The sequence below is a fragment of the Nocardiopsis sp. NPDC055551 genome, from assembly GCF_053619415.1.
Genome location: NZ_JBSHJJ010000004.1, coordinates 123711 through 140582 on the forward strand (window position 1 = coordinate 123711; position 16872 = coordinate 140582).

The 16872-nt window shown below is 70.6% G+C and carries 18 protein-coding genes; 8 read left to right on the top strand and 10 right to left on the bottom strand.

The annotated features are described in order from the left end of the window. Nucleotides 1–355: 355 nt before the first annotated feature. Both manA and ACWGSK_RS09110 read left to right on the top strand, forming a co-directional pair. Nucleotides 356–1540, top strand: coding sequence for a mannose-6-phosphate isomerase, class I (manA, locus tag ACWGSK_RS09105; RefSeq protein WP_358511430.1), 1185 nt, complete (start codon nt 356–358; stop codon nt 1538–1540). 76 nt (nt 1541–1616) lie between these two features. Further along, a complete protein-coding gene (locus tag ACWGSK_RS09110) occupies nt 1617–1991 on the top strand; it encodes an FKBP-type peptidyl-prolyl cis-trans isomerase (RefSeq protein ID WP_358511427.1) in 375 nt (124 codons plus the stop codon). Nucleotides 1992–2078: 87 nt separating this feature from the next. Here the strand turns inward: ACWGSK_RS09110 and ACWGSK_RS09115 are convergent, their stop codons facing one another. After that, the gene (locus ACWGSK_RS09115; RefSeq protein ID WP_358511425.1) at nt 2079–3254 is read right to left on the bottom strand and encodes an acyl-CoA dehydrogenase family protein; all 1176 of its coding nucleotides are present in this window, start codon (nt 3252–3254) and stop codon (nt 2079–2081) included. 193 nt (nt 3255–3447) lie between these two features. Here ACWGSK_RS09115 and ACWGSK_RS09120 point away from each other — a divergent pair, with 193 nt between their 5' ends. Then, complete coding sequence (locus tag ACWGSK_RS09120) at nt 3448–4122, top strand: TetR/AcrR family transcriptional regulator (protein ID WP_358511422.1); 675 nt, start codon at nt 3448–3450, stop codon at nt 4120–4122. On the opposite strand, the gene ACWGSK_RS09125 is transcribed toward ACWGSK_RS09120, so the two are convergent. Continuing rightward, nucleotides 4115–4696: a TetR/AcrR family transcriptional regulator gene (locus ACWGSK_RS09125; RefSeq protein ID WP_358511549.1), complete on the bottom strand. Its 582-nt coding sequence runs from the start codon at nt 4694–4696 to the stop codon at nt 4115–4117. The two genes, ACWGSK_RS09120 and ACWGSK_RS09125, sit on opposite strands and share 8 nt — an antisense overlap. Nucleotides 4697–4761: 65 nt before the next feature. On the opposite strand from ACWGSK_RS09125, the gene ACWGSK_RS09130 reads away from it, so the two are divergent. Beyond that, nucleotides 4762–5946 (top strand): MFS transporter, encoded by a 1185-nt coding sequence (locus ACWGSK_RS09130; protein ID WP_452455596.1) that lies wholly within the window; start codon nt 4762–4764, stop codon nt 5944–5946. Here ACWGSK_RS09130 and ACWGSK_RS09135 read toward each other — a convergent pair. Both ACWGSK_RS09135 and ACWGSK_RS09140 read right to left on the bottom strand, forming a co-directional pair. Further along, complete coding sequence (locus ACWGSK_RS09135) at nt 5927–7585, bottom strand: hypothetical protein (RefSeq protein ID WP_452455597.1); 1659 nt, start codon at nt 7583–7585, stop codon at nt 5927–5929. The two genes, ACWGSK_RS09130 and ACWGSK_RS09135, sit on opposite strands and share 20 nt — an antisense overlap. After that, nucleotides 7570–8361 carry an ABC transporter ATP-binding protein gene (locus ACWGSK_RS09140; RefSeq protein ID WP_452455598.1) on the bottom strand — a complete coding sequence of 264 codons (792 nt, stop codon included), beginning with the start codon at nt 8359–8361 and terminating at the stop codon, nt 7570–7572. Before ACWGSK_RS09140 ends, ACWGSK_RS09135 begins: the two co-directional genes overlap by 16 nt. 184 nt (nt 8362–8545) lie before the next feature. Between ACWGSK_RS09140 and ACWGSK_RS09145 the strand changes: the two genes are divergently transcribed. The 3 genes from ACWGSK_RS09145 (at nt 8546) to ACWGSK_RS09155 (ending at nt 11112) form a co-directional block, all read left to right on the top strand. Continuing rightward, a complete protein-coding gene (locus tag ACWGSK_RS09145; RefSeq protein WP_452455599.1) occupies nt 8546–9853 on the top strand; it encodes a sensor histidine kinase in 1308 nt (435 codons plus the stop codon). Then, a complete protein-coding gene (locus ACWGSK_RS09150) occupies nt 9853–10542 on the top strand; it encodes a response regulator (protein ID WP_452455600.1) in 690 nt (229 codons plus the stop codon). Before ACWGSK_RS09145 ends, ACWGSK_RS09150 begins: the two co-directional genes overlap by 1 nt. A gap of 123 nt (nt 10543–10665) precedes the next feature. Beyond that, nucleotides 10666–11112 (top strand): carboxymuconolactone decarboxylase family protein, encoded by a 447-nt coding sequence (locus ACWGSK_RS09155; RefSeq protein WP_358511410.1) that lies wholly within the window; start codon nt 10666–10668, stop codon nt 11110–11112. 33 nt (nt 11113–11145) lie between these two features. Here ACWGSK_RS09155 and ACWGSK_RS09160 read toward each other — a convergent pair whose 3' ends face one another. From ACWGSK_RS09160 to ACWGSK_RS09170, 3 genes are all read right to left on the bottom strand, one after another. Beyond that, nucleotides 11146–11451 (bottom strand): hypothetical protein, encoded by a 306-nt coding sequence (locus ACWGSK_RS09160; protein WP_452455601.1) that lies wholly within the window; start codon nt 11449–11451, stop codon nt 11146–11148. Next, nucleotides 11448–12260, bottom strand: coding sequence for a hypothetical protein (locus tag ACWGSK_RS09165; RefSeq protein ID WP_452455602.1), 813 nt, complete (start codon nt 12258–12260; stop codon nt 11448–11450). Before ACWGSK_RS09165 ends, ACWGSK_RS09160 begins: the two co-directional genes overlap by 4 nt. A 119-nt stretch (nt 12261–12379) precedes the next feature. After that, nucleotides 12380–12877 (bottom strand): DUF7144 family membrane protein, encoded by a 498-nt coding sequence (locus tag ACWGSK_RS09170; RefSeq protein ID WP_358511406.1) that lies wholly within the window; start codon nt 12875–12877, stop codon nt 12380–12382. 223 nt (nt 12878–13100) lie between these two features. Here ACWGSK_RS09170 and ACWGSK_RS09175 point away from each other — a divergent pair, with 223 nt between their 5' ends. Next, nucleotides 13101–13616 carry an ArsR/SmtB family transcription factor gene (locus ACWGSK_RS09175; protein WP_358511404.1) on the top strand — a complete coding sequence of 172 codons (516 nt, stop codon included), beginning with the start codon at nt 13101–13103 and terminating at the stop codon, nt 13614–13616. 47 nt (nt 13617–13663) lie between these two features. On the opposite strand, the gene ACWGSK_RS09180 is transcribed toward ACWGSK_RS09175, so the two are convergent. The 3 genes from ACWGSK_RS09180 to ACWGSK_RS09190 are packed head-to-tail and all read right to left on the bottom strand — an operon-like array spanning nt 13664 to nt 16861. Then, a complete protein-coding gene (locus ACWGSK_RS09180) occupies nt 13664–14569 on the bottom strand; it encodes a carbohydrate ABC transporter permease (RefSeq protein ID WP_358511401.1) in 906 nt (301 codons plus the stop codon). A 1-nt stretch (nt 14570) separates the two neighbouring features. Continuing rightward, nucleotides 14571–15518 (bottom strand): carbohydrate ABC transporter permease, encoded by a 948-nt coding sequence (locus ACWGSK_RS09185; protein ID WP_358511398.1) that lies wholly within the window; start codon nt 15516–15518, stop codon nt 14571–14573. Then, a complete protein-coding gene (locus ACWGSK_RS09190) occupies nt 15518–16861 on the bottom strand; it encodes an extracellular solute-binding protein (protein WP_452455603.1) in 1344 nt (447 codons plus the stop codon). The genes ACWGSK_RS09185 and ACWGSK_RS09190 overlap by 1 nt, the downstream gene beginning before the upstream one ends. Between the last annotated feature and the right edge of the window lie 11 nt (nt 16862–16872).

The following is a 16872-nucleotide window of genomic DNA, read 5'->3' on the forward strand; positions in this document are numbered from 1 at the left end:
TGCTCGTGGGGGCGTGTGCGACGTGCCCCGCCGGTGAACAGGACGCGTCGAGGGCATGATGCCGGCCCCGGTTCCCCTCGCGCCGGCCGTTTTCGTGGTCCCCTGTACGGGTCCGGAAGGTGACAATGTGGTGCTGTTCACGCGTCCGGGAACGTGGTTTACTTCCCAGTAACTTCGTTGCCGTAGTCGGGTTTCGTGCCGGTCACGGGCCTGCTTACCTGGTGAGGTGAAGTGTGCACTACCTCGATGAGTGGGGTGTGCCGGGTCGACCCGGGGGCCGCCCTTCGCGAGACTGTTCCCACCTCGCCGGGGTGTCCACGGGGTGAGAACACGTAGACGGGAAAGTGGGGAGCGGATGCACAGGCTCACCAACCAGGTACGACCGTACGCCTGGGGAGCGCGGGCCGCCATCCCACGGCTGTTGGGTGTCGAACCCGACGGCACGCCCCAGGCGGAGCTGTGGCTGGGAGCCCACCACGGCGCGCCCAGCACCGCGCACTGCCGGGACGGCTCCAGGCCCCTGCCCGAGCTGATCACCCAGGACCCCGAGCGCGTGCTCGGTCCGGCCACCACCGAACGCTTCGGCGCCCGTCTGCCCTACCTCCTCAAGTACCTGGCGGCCGAGGCGCCCCTGTCCCTACAGGTCCATCCCGACGCCGCCCGCGCCCGCTCCGGATACGAGGCCGAGGAGAGCGCCGGGATCCCGGTCGACGCCGCGCACCGCAACTACCGGGACCCCCACCACAAACCCGAACTGCTGCTCGCACTGGAACCGTTCGACGCCCTGTGCGGTTTCCGAGAACCCGCCGCGACCCACGCCGACCTGGTCGGTCTCGACTCCGACCTGTCCGTGCGGCTGCGCGAGGACCTGTCGCACCCCGACACCCACGCCGCGCTGCGCGCCGCCCTGACCCGCCTGCTCAGCCTCCCGGGCGCCGACCGCGGTCGGATGATCGACGAGTTCGTCGCCGAGTGGGTCGAACGCGACCGCGTCTGCGCGCACGCCGAGATCGTCGCCGACCTGGCCGCCCGCTATCCGGGCGATCCCGGGGCGATCGCCGCGCTGCTGCTGAACCGGCTCACCCTGTGGCCGGGCCAGGCCCTCTTCCTGCCCGCGGGCAACCTGCACGCCTACCTGCAGGGCACCGCGGTGGAGGTGATGGCGAGCTCCGACAACGTGCTCCGCGCCGGGTTGACCGGCAAACACGTCGACGCCCCCGAGTTGCTCGACGTGGTGGACTTCTCCGTCCTGCCCATCCCCTACGCCCGGCCCGACTTCCTCGACGGGCGCCGTGAGTTCCGCCCGCCCGCCCCCGAGTTCGCGCTGCACGAGATCGGCCCCGGCCGCGTCACCGCGCACCTGCCCGGGGCCGGACCCACCGTGATCCTGGTCCTGCACGGCGAGGTGGAACTGGTCGCCGAGGTCGGCGAGGGCGTCACCCTGAGCCGTGGTGAGTCGGTGTTCGTGCAGGCCGACAGCGGGCCCATCAAGGTCGAGGGGCGGGGCCACGTGATCGCCACGACCGTCGGGTCGCACTGAACCATTCCGGGACGAGTGCACCGACAACACCGATAACGTGGGCCTCGCATTTCACAGAAGCGAGAGGGGACCCGTTATGGCGCTTGAGCGTCCGGAGATCGACTTCATCGAGGGCCCGCCGCCCGCCGACCTGGAGGTCACCGACATCCAGATCGGCGAGGGCGAGCAGGCCGGCCACGGCAGCAGCGTCAGCGTCCAGTACGTCGGGGTCGCCCACTCCACGGGCGAGGAGTTCGACGCCAGCTGGAACCGGGGCGAGCCGCTCAACTTCCGTCTGGGTGCGCGCCAGGTCATCCCGGGCTGGGAGCAGGGCGTCATGGGCATGCGCGTGGGCGGCCGTCGTCAGCTGGTCATCCCGCCGAACCTGGCCTATGGCGACCGTGGCGCCGGCGGCGTCATCAAGCCGGGGGAGACCCTGGTGTTCGTGGTGGACCTGGTCGGCGTCAACTGACCCGGTTCCGTCCCGTCGGGGGCTGACACGGCAAGGGCCCGCGGCACGCCTGGGCGTCCCGTCGGGCCCTTGCCCCTCCCGCTCGTCCTACCCCAGGGTTGCGCCCACCTTCACGTGGCCCTTGAGCAGGTCGCGGGCGATGGTGCGGCGCTGGATCTCGTCGGTGCCCTCGAAGATGCGCAGCAGCCGGACGTCCCGGTAGAAGCGTTCGATGGGCAGCTCGCGGGTGTAGCCCATGCCGCCGTGGATCTGCATGACACGGTCGACGATCTCGTTGGCCTTGACCCCGCCGAACAGCTTGGCGATGGACTGAGCGTGTCGTGAGTCGCGCCCCTGGGAGACCTGCCAGGCGGCGTGCAGCACCAGCAGCCGCAGCGCCTCGATCTCGGTCTGGGAGTCGGCGATCATCCACTGGATGGCCTGCCGGTCGGCGATCGGGGCGCCGAAGGTCTCGCGGGTCTTGGAGTACTCGATGGCCATGTCGAGCAGTCGTTCGCAGCCGCCCAGGGCACGGGCCGGCAGCAGGTAGCGGCCCTTGCCGATCCACTTCATGGCCAGCGCGAAGCCCTGTCCCTCCTCGCCGAGGACGTTGGCGTGCGGGACGCGCACGTCCTGGAAGACGAGCGAGGCGGGTCGGCGCTCGCCCATGGTGTCGATGGGCTCGGAGGTCCAGCCCATCTCGCGGTCGACGAGGAAGCACGTCACACCACCGTTGGCGCCCTTCTCGGGGTCGGTGACGGCGAAGACCATGGTGAAGTCGGCCTCGTTGCCACCGGTGATGAAGGTCTTCTCGCCGTTGATGATCCACTCGTCGCCGTCACGGACGGCCTTGGCGCGGATGGCCTTGGCGTCGGAACCGGCGCCGGGCTCGGTGATGGCGAAGCAGGACTTGCGCTCACCGGCGATGGTGGGCAGCAGGTAGCGCCGCTTCTGCTCCTCGTTGGCGTAGTAGAGGATGTTGTCGGCCTCACCGCCGAACTTGAAGGTCAGGAAGGTCCTACCGAGTTCGATCTCGATGAGGGCCTCGCTGACCGCGTCCAGGCCCATGCCGCCGTACTCCTCCGGCGTGGCCACGCCCCAGAAGTCGGACTTGCGGGCCAGGGCGCGCAGCCGGTCGCGCTCCTCGGCGGTCAGCCCGGGAGGGTGGCCCTCGCGTTCGCGCCGCAGAACCTCGTTCTCCAGCGGCATCAGCTCCCGCTCGACGAAGGTCCGCACCCAGCTCTGGATGGCGCGCTGCTCCTCGCTCAGTGAGAAATCGATCACGGCTGCTCCCCAATAACCTAACGCTGTTCGGTTATTTGAGGGTACGGTGTGCCTCGCCCTCCCCGCAAGGGTGTAACCGAACAGTGTTAGGACGAATGGTCGCGGGCCCACCTCACCACGCCGTCGTGCGATGATCGGCGGACGCCGAGCCGGACGGGCCGGTGGCGGCGCAGCGTAGAAGGAGAGCCTTTCCGTGGCCCGACCCAAGACTCCGCTTCTGAGCAAGCCGGCCATCCGGCAGGTCGCGCTGACGCTCATCGACCGAGATGGCCTGGAGAAACTCTCCATGCGCAGGATCGCCCAGGAGTTGGACGTCCAGGCCGCCTCGCTGTACAGCCACTACCGCACCAAGGAGGAGCTGCTCAGCGACGTCGCCAACGAGGTCATGGCGCACGTGGACGTCAGCGAGTTCGAGGGCGGGGACTGGCGCGCCGGGTTGATCGCCTGGGCCCGTTCCTACCGCGCGGCGTTGGCCGAGCACCCGAACCTGCTGCCGGTGATCGCCTCCGGGCCCGGGCGTCGGGAGGAGGCGCTGCGCCGCGCCGACGCGGTCCACGGGGGACTGGTGGGCGCCGGATGGCCGCCGCGCTTCGCCACGATGATCGGCGCCTCCACCAAGTACCTGGTCGTGGGCGCCGCCACCAACTCCTTCGCGCGCGGGTTCGACGACGACGCGCGTGTCTACCAGGACCGTTATCCGAACCTCTCCCAGGCCCACCGGCTGGCCGAGGTCGCCGCGGAGATCGACGAGGACAGCTTCGAGCTGGCGCTCACCGCGTTCCTGGACGGACTGGCCCCGGTCTTCGAGAAGGTCCGGGTCGAGGCGGCCCAGACGACCGAGAGTGCGAAGGATCGATCCTTTAACTGAGGGCGGGTGCCTGGGCGTCGATCCAGGCGCACAGCTCGTCCAGGGCCGACTCCACGCGTTCGACGTCGCCGGTGATCAGGTGATCGGTCTGTAGGCCGGAGAAGGCCGCGTTCAGGAGGGTGGCCAGGTGCGAGGCCCGGCCTCCGGGGACTCCTCGCAGGGTCAGGCAGGAGGCGACGAACTCCGCCCGTCCGCGCACGAAGCCCATACCGGAAACGGGCAGGCGTTCGGCGGCGGCCAGCCCTTCGATCTCGCGGATGAGCCGGGTCATGGCGCGTTCGTCGACCAGGTTGCGCCGCCACGCCGACCGGACGATGTCACCGATCGGGACCGTCGGGTCCTCCCAACCCCCGGTGTCGAGCAGGGCCCTGTGCTGACGTTCGTCCAGGCGCTCCAACACCGCCGTGACCAGGGCCTCCCTGTCGGCGAAATGATGGGTGAGCACGCGTGTGCTCTGCCCCAGGCCCTGGGCGAGGCCGCGCAACGTGAACCCGGTGACCCCGGTGTGCGCGAGCTGGTCGATGACGGCGTCCAGTACCTCGCGGCGTCGTGCGGGGTCGGCCCTGCGCGGCATGCGCACCTCCTTGATCCCCACACTCTGGCACACAGCATTAGGGTAACAAGTGTTACCTTTATTCTATGCGAACCCCACCCCTCTGGCTTCTCGCCCTCGCCCTGGCCGCCTTCACCGTGCAGACCGACGACTTCGTCATCATCGGGGTCCTGCCCGCCCTGGCCGCCGACACCGGGGTCTCCGAAACCGCCGCCGGCCAACTGGTGACGGTGTACTCGCTCGTGTACGCGCTCACCGCGCCGCTGTGGGCGTTCGCCCTGGTCCACACCTCTCGACGCCGTGCCCTCATGGTCGCGCTGGCGGTGTTCGTCCTGGCCAACCTGGCCGTCCTCGGAGTGGACGACCACGTGACCCTCATGGTGCTGAGAGTGGTCGCGGCCCTGGCCGCCGCGGTGGTCCTGCCCCTGGCCCTGGCCGCGGCGAGCAGCGGCGCCCCCGAAGGCGAACGAGGCCGCTATCTGGCCACGGTGATGACCGGACTGACCGGGGCGGTGTTGATCGGGGTGCCCACCGGGACCTGGATCGGGGCCGTGGCCGATTGGCGCGCCACCTTCGTGTTCTGCGGGCTGCTGGGGCTGGCCGCCCTGACGCTGATCGCATGGGGCCTCCCCGAGACCGACCCCGTACTGAAGGAGCCCGAGGAGAGCGCCCCCGGACGGTTCCGTCTCGACCCGGTGATGATGGGGCTGCTCGTGGTCACCGTGCTGGTGGTGGCCGGCAACCTGGGGTTCCAGACCTACCTGGCGCCCTTCCTGGCCGGCCTGTCCGAGGTCGAACCCCGGGACCTGGCCGTACTACTGGTCGTCTCCGGGGTGGGCGGGCTCCTGGGCACCCGGTACTCGGGACGGCTGGTGGACCGGTCCGGGGCCCGAGCGACGTTCTTCCTGGCGGGTGGGGTGTTCTGCCTGACCATGGTGGCGCTCGCGCTGCTCTGGCTCCTCGCGCCGGTGCACGTCGTGGTGACCGGTGCCCTGCTGGTGTGCTGGTCGGCCGCGGCCTGGGCGCTGCCGCCCACCCTGCAGGCCCTGGTGCTCGATCGAGTGGAAGCCCGCACGGCGACCCGGGTCCTGGCCGTGCTCAGTAGCGCCGTGTACGTGGGCGCCGCGCTCGGCGGGGCGGTGGGCGGCACGGCCATCGCCCATGGGGTAGGGCTGGTGCCGTTCGTCGCCGCGTTGGTGGCGGGTGTTGGTCTGGCCCTGGCACTACCGCTCACCCGCCGGCGGAGCCCGCTCAGGAACCGGTCGGCTTGATCTCCTCGTTGGTGGCCAACGCGCCGCGTTCCAGCCGGTCGAGCAGGCCGCCCCCGGTCGTGGACAGCGACTGTCGCGCGATCTCCTTGCCGTAGCGGATCCGGGTGAAGGTCTCCGGCAGCCGGCCCGCCAACCTTCGGTGGGCGACCCGCCCCAGCAGCCAGGCGGCCAGGACCCCGTTGAGCAGGGCCACCGGCACCGACCACCACGGCGCCCCCTGGAACGCCCCCCACACCAGGACCGCCAGGGTCGGCGACGACAGCAGCGGGACGGCGAGCAGCATGATCCACACCTGCACCTGGTTGTCACCGGTGTCGTTGGCGTCCACGCGCTTGTGGGGGTCGACGCCCGGGGTCACGGTCACCACCGACAGCAGGGACGCCAACCCGTTGCTCACCCCGACGAACACCAGCAGACAGGCGAGCACGTAGGGGACCGCCCAGTACTCACCGGAAACGACGATGGCCGCCGCGCTCAGCAGGGTCGCCGGCGGGGCGATGAGCACGGCGATGGCGATCTGTCTGCCGCGCACGTCGGCGCGGAGGGTGTCGTGGTCCTGACCGACCACCGTGAGCCACAGGGCCGTTCCGTCGTGCCCGTACATGTTCGCCCCGCCCATGCCCATGATGAGCACCGCGAACACCCCGGAGAACAGCATGACCTGGGGGATGTCGGTGAGCAGCCCCAACAGACCGATGAACAGGCCCGCGTACAGGGCCGCCCTCAGTTCCAGGCCGCGCCAGGGGTCCCGCCACCAGGAGCGCAGCTCCTTGCCGACCACCGCGCCCATCGGGGTGTCGGGCAGCAACGACCGCCGGCGCTCCAGGACCCCGGAGCCCAGGGGACGGGACCGCCTGCGCACCCCACGCGTGGACACGCTCGGCGCCAGCAGACGCCCGGTGACCAGCACCGTCACCACGGTCAACAGCGCGAACGCGCCCAGCCACGCGAAGGCGGCGCTCCACGAACCCGCGGTCGCCGCGTCCACGGCCAGCACCGGCCAGGAGGTGGGCAGCACGGCCAGGACCGTCGCGGTCGTTCCTCCGAAGCCCCTCTCGGTGAGGGCCCCCGCCGCGACGAACGCCGGCTGGACCGCCACCCAGCCGAAGAACAGCCCGGCGACGATCAGACCCCACTGGAGCGAGGCGATCTCCATCCCGATCCGTGAGTGCATCGCGGCGCCCAGCGCCCGGAACACCAGTCGGCCCAGGGAGACCGAGAACACCACCAGCGCCAGCATGCCCAGCAGCCCCAGGAAGAGGGTCGCCGGATCCGAGGCATGGGCGTGCCAGACCAGGGCGGCGGCGGACACCAGCGTCATCGCCGGCCCGAACCCGGCGAACATGGTCACCAGCAGGCCCATGCCCACCCGGTCGCGGTCCAGCGGCAGGAGGGTGAAGTACTGCGAGCGCAGTACCCCCACCCCGTTGGTGATGGTCGGGCCCAGGATCCACGAGCCCGCCCACACCGCCAGGGCCAGCATCAGCAGACTCGACCGCACGGCGTCCGAGGCGGCGGCCACGGCCAGGAACCAGGTGGAGGCGGTGCCGCCCACGAGCAGGATCACCGTCAGCCACCGGGTACCGCTCTTGGTGTGCCGGCCCAGGGTGAACTTGAGTCGGATCAGGAGCTCAACCACGCCAGGTCCCCCTCTCCGACCTCGCGCGCTCCGACCAGCCGCACGAAGGTATCCTCCAGGGTCGCGTCCGTCCCCCGCACCTCGGAGAGGGTGCCGTCGGCCAGCACCCGACCGTCGGCGATGATCGACACCCGGTCGGTGAGCTGCTCGACCAGCGCCATGACGTGGCTGGAGATGACGACGGTCCCGCCGCCGTCGGTGAACCGGCGCAGGATGGCGGTCAGCACCCGCGCCGACACCGGGTCCACGGCCTCGTACGGCTCGTCCAGGACCAGGACCTGCGGCGCGTGCAGCAACGCCGTGGCCAGCCCGATCTTCTTGCGCATACCGGTGGAGTACTCGGCGACCAGGACCCCGTCCCCTTCGGCCCGATCCAGCTCCAGCACCTGGAGCAGTTCCTCGGCCCGGGTACGGGTGAGCTCCCGTTCGAGACCGCGCAGCCGCCCCCAGTAGTCGAGGAGCTCCCCGGCGGTGAGGCGCTCCGGCAAGGAGAGACCGTCGGGGAGCACACCCAAGCGCCGTTTGGCGCCGACCGGGTCGGTCCACACGTCCACGCCCAGGACCCGCGCGGTCCCCGAGTCCGGGCGCAACAGTCCCACCGCCATCGACAGCGAGGTGGTCTTGCCCGCGCCGTTGGGGCCGACCAACCCCAGCATCGTGCCGCGGGGGACGGCCAGGGACACCCCGTCCGCGGCCCGGGTCTCGTTGAAGGTCTTGGTCAACGCGTCCAGCTCCAGGGCCGGAATGTCACTCGTGGGCGGGTCTGTGCTCTTCATGCCTTCCATGCTGGTCGTGGACACCGGCCGCGCGCATCGGCCGTACGGACATCCACGGCCGGTCGGGTGGACAGGCGGGCTCGCCGAATCCTCGGGTTCGGTGGCCACACGATCGAGGCCCGACGACGGGTGACCGTTCTAACCTGGGGTGGACGGCCGCGGTACATGGGGGAGGAGGCAAGGCGTGGAACCAGACCACCGAAGTCGCCGTAGCCGCCGCGACGTGGCCGTGGACGCCCTGCTGATCGCATTCGCCGTGCTCTACGGCCTGGCGGGTTTCTCCTCCTACGGCGGGGACCTGCACCCCGTCGACCGGGTGCCGGACTGGGTGCTGTGGCTGGACCTGGCCTTCCTGCCACTCTCCTGCGCCGGCCTGTGGCTGCGACGCTCGCACCCCCTCACGGTGGCCCTGTGCGTCACCCTGGTCTCGGTGTTCTCGGTGTCGGCGGTGGGCGCGCTGGTCGTCGCCCTGATCTCGCTCGCGGCCTACCGGCCCTTCGTGCAGGCCGCGGCGGTCACGCTGTTGGCCGTGGTGTTGTCGCTGCCCTGGGTGCTGCTGGTCACGCCCTACCCCGCGGGCGCGATCGTGACCATGGTGACGATCGTCGTGATGCTCAGTGCCTGCCTTGCCTGGGGCACGGCGATCCGGTCCCGGCGCAGCCTGGTCGAACGTCTGCGCGAGGACGTGCGCCGCGAACGACAGATGCACGAGGAACGTCTGATCTCGGCGCGGGTGGAGGAACGCCGCCGGATCGCGCGGGAGATGCACGATGTCCTCGCCCACCGGATGTCGCTGCTGTCCGTGCACGCCGGGGCGTTGGCCTACCGCACGGAACGGGCCGAGACGGGGGAGGCCGAACCGCTGGAGCCCGCCGAAGTGGGGTCGGCGATGCGGGTCATCCGCGACAACGCCCACCGGGTGCTGGACGAACTCGGTGACATCCTCGACGTGCTGCGCTCGGGAGACCTGGTCGGGGAGGGACCGGAGGAGGACCGCTCCGCACCGCAGCCGCGCCTGGACGACCTGTCGCGGTTGGTCCGGGAGGTGGTCGAGGCCGGGGAGCGGGTCGAGTTCGACCTCGCTCTTCCCGAGAGCGATCGGCCCCGCGAACAGGTGCAGCGGACCGCCTACCGGGTCGTGCAGGAGGGACTCACCAACACCCGCAAGCACGCCCCCGGCGCGCGGGTCGCGGTCGCGGTGACCGGAGCGCCGGGCCGCGGGCTGGAGGTGGCGGTGCGCAACATGTTGCCGATGGGCCTGGTGGCGCTGGAGCTCCCGGGGGCCGGGGTCGGGCTGGCGGGGTTGGGCGAACGGGTACGCCTGGACGGCGGACGTCTGGAGCACGGCCCGGAGAACGGGTGGTTCCACCTGGTCGCGGCCCTGCCCTGGCCCGCGGCGGGGGCCGGCGAGGGCTCAGGGCCCCATACGGAGGAGGCCGAGGCCGCGCGGCCCGGTGACGGCATGGAGAACGAACCTCGGAAGGTGACCTAGTGGCGACCGATTCCCCGATCCGCGTCCTGCTCGTGGACGACGACCCCCTGGTCCGCTCCGGACTGCGCATGATGCTGTCCGGAGACGGTGACATCACGGTGGTGGGCGAGGCCGCGGACGGGTCCGAGGTGCACGCCGCGGTCGCCGGACACCGTCCCGACGTGGTCCTGATGGACGTGCGCATGCCGGGGGTGGACGGGATCGCGGCCACCGAGGAACTGCGTTCGGGCGACGGTACCGGACCGCAGGTACTCGTCCTCACCACCTTCGACGCCGACGCCACCGTGGTACGGGCGCTGCGCGCCGGGGCCGCCGGCTACCTGCTCAAACACACCGAACCGGAACGGATCGTGGAGGCGGTGCGCAGGGCCGCCGCCGGTGAACCGGTGCTCTCGCCCGGTGTCGCGCGCACCCTGATGGAACGGGTGGCCGGGGAGGATCCGGCCGAAGGCGCCCAGGCGCCCCGTCGCGGGGAACGGGCCCGAGCGCGCCTGGAGCTGCTCAGCGTCCGGGAACGGGAGGTCGCCGAGGCGGTGACGGCGGGGTTGTCCAACGCCGAGATCGCCGATCGGCTGTACATGTCGATGGGAACGGTCAAGGCGCACGTGTCCAGCGCCCTGACCAAGCTGGACCTGAGCGGAAGGATCCAGTTGGCGTTGCTCACCCACGACGCCCAGAGCCCCGACTGAGCCGGAGGAACCACCCCGTGTCGCCGTGTGTCGAGGCGATTCCGCGTGGGGTGCACGGTTCGGGGGGCGCCCCCGGACATAGCATCGCCTTCGACGAGACGTTCGACCGAGGAGGTAGTGCCCGTGGCCGAGAACCGTGTGGTCTGGGGGAAGAAGGTCCCGCAGGTCTACAAGAAGCTCGACGAGGTCGACCAGCTCCTGGCCGAACACCTCGACACCACCGTGCTCGAACTGATCAAACTGCGTTCCTCGGTGCTCAACGGCTGCGCCTACTGCGTGGACCTGCACACCCGGCGGGCACTGAAGGAGGGCGAGTCGCAGCAGCGCCTCTTCCTGGTGCCCACCTGGTACGAGGCGGGTGACATCTTCACCCCCCGCGAGCGGGCCGCCTTCGCCCTCACCGACGAGATGACCGAGATGGGCGAACACGGGGTGTCCGACGCCACCTACGACGCCGCGGCCGGGCACTTCGACGAGACCGAACTCGCCGCCCTGATGTCCGCCATCGCGATGATCAACCTCTACAACCGACTGGCCGTGACCGGACGGCTGCACGTCAAGAGGCGCTGACGGGCAGGGGGTGGGGACGGTCGGGGTTCGCGGTCAGAGTTCCTCGCCGGGGACCCGGCAGTGCCCTGCCCCGTACTCCAGGGCGGACAGGGTCATCTCCACCACCCGGGCCCGGTGCTCGGCGAGTCGGTCGACGTCGACGAAGGTGCGCAGGGCGCCCGGGACCAGGGTGGCCAGGGCGCCCTCCACCAGGGGTTCGGTCAGCCGGGTGCGCAGCCCGGCCACCGTGCCGGGCCATCGGGCCTCAAGGATCGCGCCGTCGGCCACCGCGGTGTGCCAGACCGAGGTCAGGTACGGCTCCGGGATCACCCCGGACAGGCCACCGTGGTGTGCCTTCAACGCCGTGGCCAGGTCCTCTTCCGAGGTACCCCAACCGGCCAGGACCGCGGCCAGTGGTCGGTGCGCCTCGGGGACGTCGTGGTCCAGGTCGACCAACACCGGCGTGCCGAGGTTCCAGCGCAGGAACGGCAGGGCCCTGGGGGGTCCAGGACGCCACCACGGTGGCGCACCGGCCCGGGGGCGAAGCAGACCGACCTCCGAGGCCCCTGCGCGTCGTTGCCGACCAGGCTCGGATGGTCCTCGTGTTCCACCGTGTTGGGCACCGCGACCAACGGGGCGAGGCCGCGCTCGCGCATGAAGCGTAGAACCGCGCGATCCCCGGGCACACCGGAGAGCTCGGTGTCCTCCAAAAAGCGCGCCAGCTCCACGGAGAGCCCCCGTGGCAGGACCAACGCCACGATGGGCGCGTAGGGGTTGACCACCGGGACCGCGCCGGCCCCGGTGAACACCGCCCAGCGGGCCAGGACGGCGGTGCGCGAGCCCCACTCGACGAACAGCGACACCGGTGACCCGGGGTGAGCGGCCAGGATGGTCCCCAGGGTGCCCGCGAACCCGTCGGCGAGACGGGCGTCGTCCTGCAACACCAGGTGGTGATCGGTGCGGTGGAGCGCGGCGGCCCCGAACGCCATCCGGGCGGCGCGCAAGGCGGTGGGCGGCCCGCCCGGTTCCGGGTCGGTCGCCACCCCGGCCCTTGGCAGCCCGGTCCGCTCGGCGAGCAGCGAGGCCCGTTCGGCGCGGTCGGGGTGGGTCATCACCACGGCGGACACGGAGGGAGGAGGCGCCCAAGCGCCGTCGAGGGGGGAGGCCATGCCCCGATTCTAGTTCTCCCGACCCCGCTCCGGAGGGTCGTCCACAGGTTGTTCCCCTCGTCGATGAGGGTCTCCGCCCCGTTCCGGAACAGGCGGAACGGGGCGGAGGTCGGGTGTGGTCAGTTCGTGGACCGGCGGCGTGGTCCGTCCTGTTCCGGGGAGGCGGTGGGCCGGGGCGTGGTGGCGGGTTTCTCCTGAGCCGCCCGGTACCCGGCCCGGTAGACGGCTGTGGCGCCGCTCTCGCGGACGGCGGTCGGCCACGCCGCCGTGAGGCCGAAGACGATCAGGATGTCGATGGCGATCACGATCGCCGACCACAGCGGCATGGCGATGAGGAAGACCAGTTGGGCGAGCGCGTTCACCGAGGCCAGGAAGGCGCCGAGGGCCCGCGCCCAGGTGTGGCCGGTCAGCACCGCCGCGCCGGCGGCGATCATCAGCACGCCCCAGGCGCCGAACAGCAGGCCCCAACCCTCGTACTCCAACAGCAGCAGCCGTGACTCGGGGGCCAGGAAGAAGGAGGGGGTGAGGAAGGCGGTGAGCCCTTGGACGAGGTTGACGGCACCGATGACCACGAGCAGGATGCAGACGAAGTACCGCCAACCGTTGGCTGCGCGCATGTGATGCTCCTTACCGGTCGTTCGACGGGCCGCGGGCGGGCCGCTGGGGACGAAACCTCGGGTGGACAAGGGGCGAGCGGCTGCCTGGACCGCCCCTTCATCATGGGATACGCGCCGTCACGGGGACGGAACCGGTTGCTCTGGATCGGGCAAAGTCGGGCGGGTCTGTCCGAGCCCATAGTTCGTTCTTACGTAATCCCGTAGCCTTCGGTAGGCTGGGCGCGTGAGCCAGAGATCCACCGAGCAACGCCTCGCCGACCTGGAAGCACGGGTCGCCGAGCTGGAACGGCGTCCCGAGGCCGCCACCGGACCGAGGGGCGAGCCCTCCGCGACCGAGACCCTCCGGGTTCTGGAGACCCTCAAGGAGCACGGGCCCCGAGGCGGATCGGTGTTCTACGCGGGCCACCTCGAAACCGAGGAGGGACCCGTCGAATGGCAGTACGGCCTCGGCGTCGACAAGCTCGCCGAACTCGACTGGGCCTCCCTCGCCGCCGGCTTGGACGCCTTGGGCAACCCCGTCCGGCTCAACATCCTGCGGGCCGTGTGGTCGGGGATCTCCACCGTCGCCGAACTCAAGGAACAAGAGGGCTTCGGCACCACCGGCCAGATCTACCACCACGTCAACCAGTTGGCCTCGGCCGGTTGGCTCACCACCCGCCGCCGCGGCCACTACGTCGTTCCCGGCGATCGTCTGGTGCCGCTCCTGGTGATCCTCGTCGCCACCAAGGGTGTCCTTTGAACCCGACGGCGGCCCAGGCTCGGTGACCGGTGCGCTCCCTATACCGGCTACTGGCCGCCCATGCCCGTCGTGGCCACGCTGTTGACGATCTGTCGCTGGAACAGCATGAACACGACCACCATCGGCGCCGCCGCGACCATCGAGGCCGCCAACTGGGAGGCGTAGAACGTCCCGTAGGAGTCCAGGATGTTCGGAATGCCCACCGGCAGCGTCATCAGGGCCGGGTCGGTCGTGACGATGAAGGGCCACAGGTAGTTGTTCCAGGCGGTGATGAACACGAAGATCGACACCGCCGCGAGGATCGGCCGGGACAGCGGCAGGATCACCGAGGTGAACAGCCTCCAATACGACGCCCCGTCCATGCGGGCCGCCTCGTCCAGCTCGCGTGGTACCGCGTCGAAGAACCGCTTCAACACGAACACGATGATCGGCGCCACCAACTGCGGCAGGATGACCGCCGCGTAGGTGTCGACCAGGTCCAACGACACCATCTGCTGGAACAGTGGCACGATCAGCAACTGCGGCGGCACCACGATCGCCACGATCGTGAAGGCCATCAACGCCCAGCGCCCCCGAAAGTCCATCCGCGACATCGCGAACGCCGCCGGCGCCGCCACCACGATCGTGAACAGCGTGACCAGCACGGCGATGACCAGGCTGTTGAACAACCACATCTGGATGTTGCCCGCCGCGAACAGGTTTGCGTACTGCTCGAAGGTGAACCCTCCCTCGGGGACCAGGGTCGGCGGCAACGCCACCGCGTCGCCCTCGGTCTTGAACGAGGTGATCAGCGACCACACCATGGGGAGGAGCCACAGCACCGCGAGGACCACCAGCACCGCCATGGCCACGACCCGCGGCCCGCGTCCACCACCCAGGATCAGGTCGCGCTGTCGGGCCCGATCGCGGACCCTCTCGGCCCGCCGCGTCGAACGAACACTCCGCATGTCCATGTCAGCCCCTCCTCCGCGCGCTGATCCACAGTTGGAACGCGGCGACGCCCAGGACCAGCACCAGGAACAGGTAGGAGACGGCGGCGCCGTATCCGAACCGGTAGCCGGTGAACCCCACGTCGTAGATGTAGAGCAGCAGTGAGCGTGTCGAGTCGCCCGGGCCGCCCCCGGTCAGCAGGTAGATCTGGTCGAAGACCTTCAGCGAGGCCAGCATCTGCAACAGCAGTACGACCAACGTGGTGCCTCGCAACCGGGGAAGGGTGACGAACCACAGTCGGGCCCACGCCCCCGCGCCGTCCAGGGCCGCCGCCTCGTACAGGTGGTCGGGGACCGACTGCAGGGCGGCCAGGTACAGCAGGAAGTTGAACCCGACCGTCCACCACACCGTGGTCAGGGCCACCGACCACATCGCCACGCCCTCGTCGGTCAGCCAGCCCAGCCCTTCCATCCCGAACAGGCCCAGCACGCTGTTGAACAGCCCGAAGTCCTCCACGTACAGGAACTTCCACACCAGCCCCACGGTGGCCACCGGCAGCAGGAACGGCAGGAAGAACGACAGCCGCCACAGCCACTGCCCGGGCAGCCCCGTGTGCACCAGGACCGCCATGGTCAACGCGACCACCACGAGGGGGACCGTGGTGATGAGGGTGAACAGGACGGTGTTGCCCAGGGTCCGCCACACCAGTGGGTCGCCCAAGACCTCGGCGTAGTTGTCCAGGCCGACGAACGCGCCGCCCGCCCCGTTGAGGGCGATGTCGGTGAAGCTCATCCACAGGCCGCTCAGCAACGGCCAGACCAGGAACACCGCGTACACCAGCAGGAACGGCGCCAGGAAGACCAGGGGCGAATCGGCGAAGCGTCGCCGGGCGCGGGCCAGGGCACCGGGCGGGGGCGGCGGTGGCCCGGCGCCGGTTTCGGAACGGACGGGGGAGTCGGTGAGGGCGCTCATCAGGCACCTCCGGGGTCGGTACGGGAGGCCCAGGAGTCCAGCGTGCGACCGAGTTCCTCCACCGCCGCCTCGGGACCACTTCCGGTGAGCGCGGTGCGCAGGGTCTGGCTCACGTCCGTGTGGAACTGCGAACCGGCGCCCGCGAACCACACCTCGGGGTCCAGCACCGGGGTCTCACCGGCCACCGCGTAGTCCGACTGCGGCGACAACCCCTGGTACTCCGGGGACTCGGCCACCGGGGAGTAGGCGGGGATGTGCCCGGCCTCGCCCCAGGTCAGGCTGTTGCGCACCATCAACGCCACGAACTCGTGGGTGGCGCGTGTCCGCTCGGGGTCCGTGTCACTCTGGCGGGGTAGTACGAACGCGTGCGAGTCGGCGTAGGAACCCGGCTGCTCGAACACCGTGGGGAAGGGCGCGGCCCCCAGGTTCTCCACGTGCTCCATGAGGTAGGGCAGCTCCCACTCACCGGAGATCAGCATCCCCGAACGCCCGGACGCGAACGCCGCGAGGGCAGTGGGATAGTCCTGGCCGGGTTCGGAGGTCCGCCCGTCGAACGCCTCGGCGAGGAACTCGAACACGCGCAGCGCCGCCTCGTGGTCGAGCCCGGCGGGCCCGCCCTCGGGTAGTTCCAGGGAGGCCCCGGTCTGGTTGTAGAGCATCCAGAACAGCCGCCACCCCTGGGAGTCGTCGTTGACGTGCCCGAAGGAGACCCCATCGCCGCCGCCGGCCTCGGCCAGCGCCCGCGCGGCCTCCACGAAACCCTCCGGCGAGTCCACCCCGATCAGGTGTCCGTCGCCGTCGAGCGCCCCGGCCCGTTCGGCGATCTCGGTGTCGTAGAACAGGACGACCGGGTGGGTGTCCATCGGGATCGCGTACGTGGCGCCGTCGTGGACGCAGCGATCCCACAGGTCGGGTACGAAGTCCTCGGCGGTGACCCCGAACTCGGCCAAGAGGTCCAGGTCGAAGGGTTGCAGCAGGCCGCCGGGCGCGTACCCGGGCAACCGGGACATGTGCAGGATGGCGGTCTCGGGGGCGCGCCCGCCCACCGAGGCCACCGCAAGCTTGGTGTAGTACGGCGGCCCCCACGCCAGGGTGCTGGAGGTGACCCGCAGGTGCGGCGCCTGTTCGCGCACCGCCTCCAACATGGTCTCCACGCGTGCGCCGTCCCCGCCCTGGAACAGGCTCCAGAAACGCACCCGGGCGTCGTCGGGACCGGGGGAGCAGCCGGTCGCTCCCAGGGCCGAGCCGAGGGCGAGGGCGCCCGCGCCCAGGAGCACACCGCGACGTGAGGGTGGGGGAGCCGAACCGGCCGGAGGTGGCGGTCTGTGGGGGGTGAGGGACATCGTCGGCCTCC

Excerpts from the sequence above, each read along its gene's own strand:
- ACWGSK_RS09170 (WP_358511406.1), bottom strand. The coding sequence starts at position 12,877 with ATGCGCGCAGCCAACGGTTGGCGGTACTTCGTCTGCATCCTGCTCGTG.
- ACWGSK_RS09125 (WP_358511549.1), bottom strand. The coding sequence starts at position 4,696 with ATGCCGCGCAGGGCCGACCCCGCACGACGCCGCGAGGTACTGGACGCC.
- ACWGSK_RS09130 (WP_452455596.1), top strand. The coding sequence starts at position 4,762 with ATGCGAACCCCACCCCTCTGGCTTCTCGCCCTCGCCCTGGCCGCCTTC.
- ACWGSK_RS09165 (WP_452455602.1), bottom strand. The coding sequence starts at position 12,260 with ATGGCCTCCCCCCTCGACGGCGCTTGGGCGCCTCCTCCCTCCGTGTCC.
- manA (WP_358511430.1), top strand. The coding sequence starts at position 356 with ATGCACAGGCTCACCAACCAGGTACGACCGTACGCCTGGGGAGCGCGG.
- ACWGSK_RS09190 (WP_452455603.1), bottom strand. The coding sequence starts at position 16,861 with ATGTCCCTCACCCCCCACAGACCGCCACCTCCGGCCGGTTCGGCTCCC.
- ACWGSK_RS09180 (WP_358511401.1), bottom strand. The coding sequence starts at position 14,569 with ATGGACATGCGGAGTGTTCGTTCGACGCGGCGGGCCGAGAGGGTCCGC.
- ACWGSK_RS09110 (WP_358511427.1), top strand. The coding sequence starts at position 1,617 with ATGGCGCTTGAGCGTCCGGAGATCGACTTCATCGAGGGCCCGCCGCCC.
- ACWGSK_RS09140 (WP_452455598.1), bottom strand. The coding sequence starts at position 8,361 with ATGAAGAGCACAGACCCGCCCACGAGTGACATTCCGGCCCTGGAGCTG.
- ACWGSK_RS09185 (WP_358511398.1), bottom strand. The coding sequence starts at position 15,518 with ATGAGCGCCCTCACCGACTCCCCCGTCCGTTCCGAAACCGGCGCCGGG.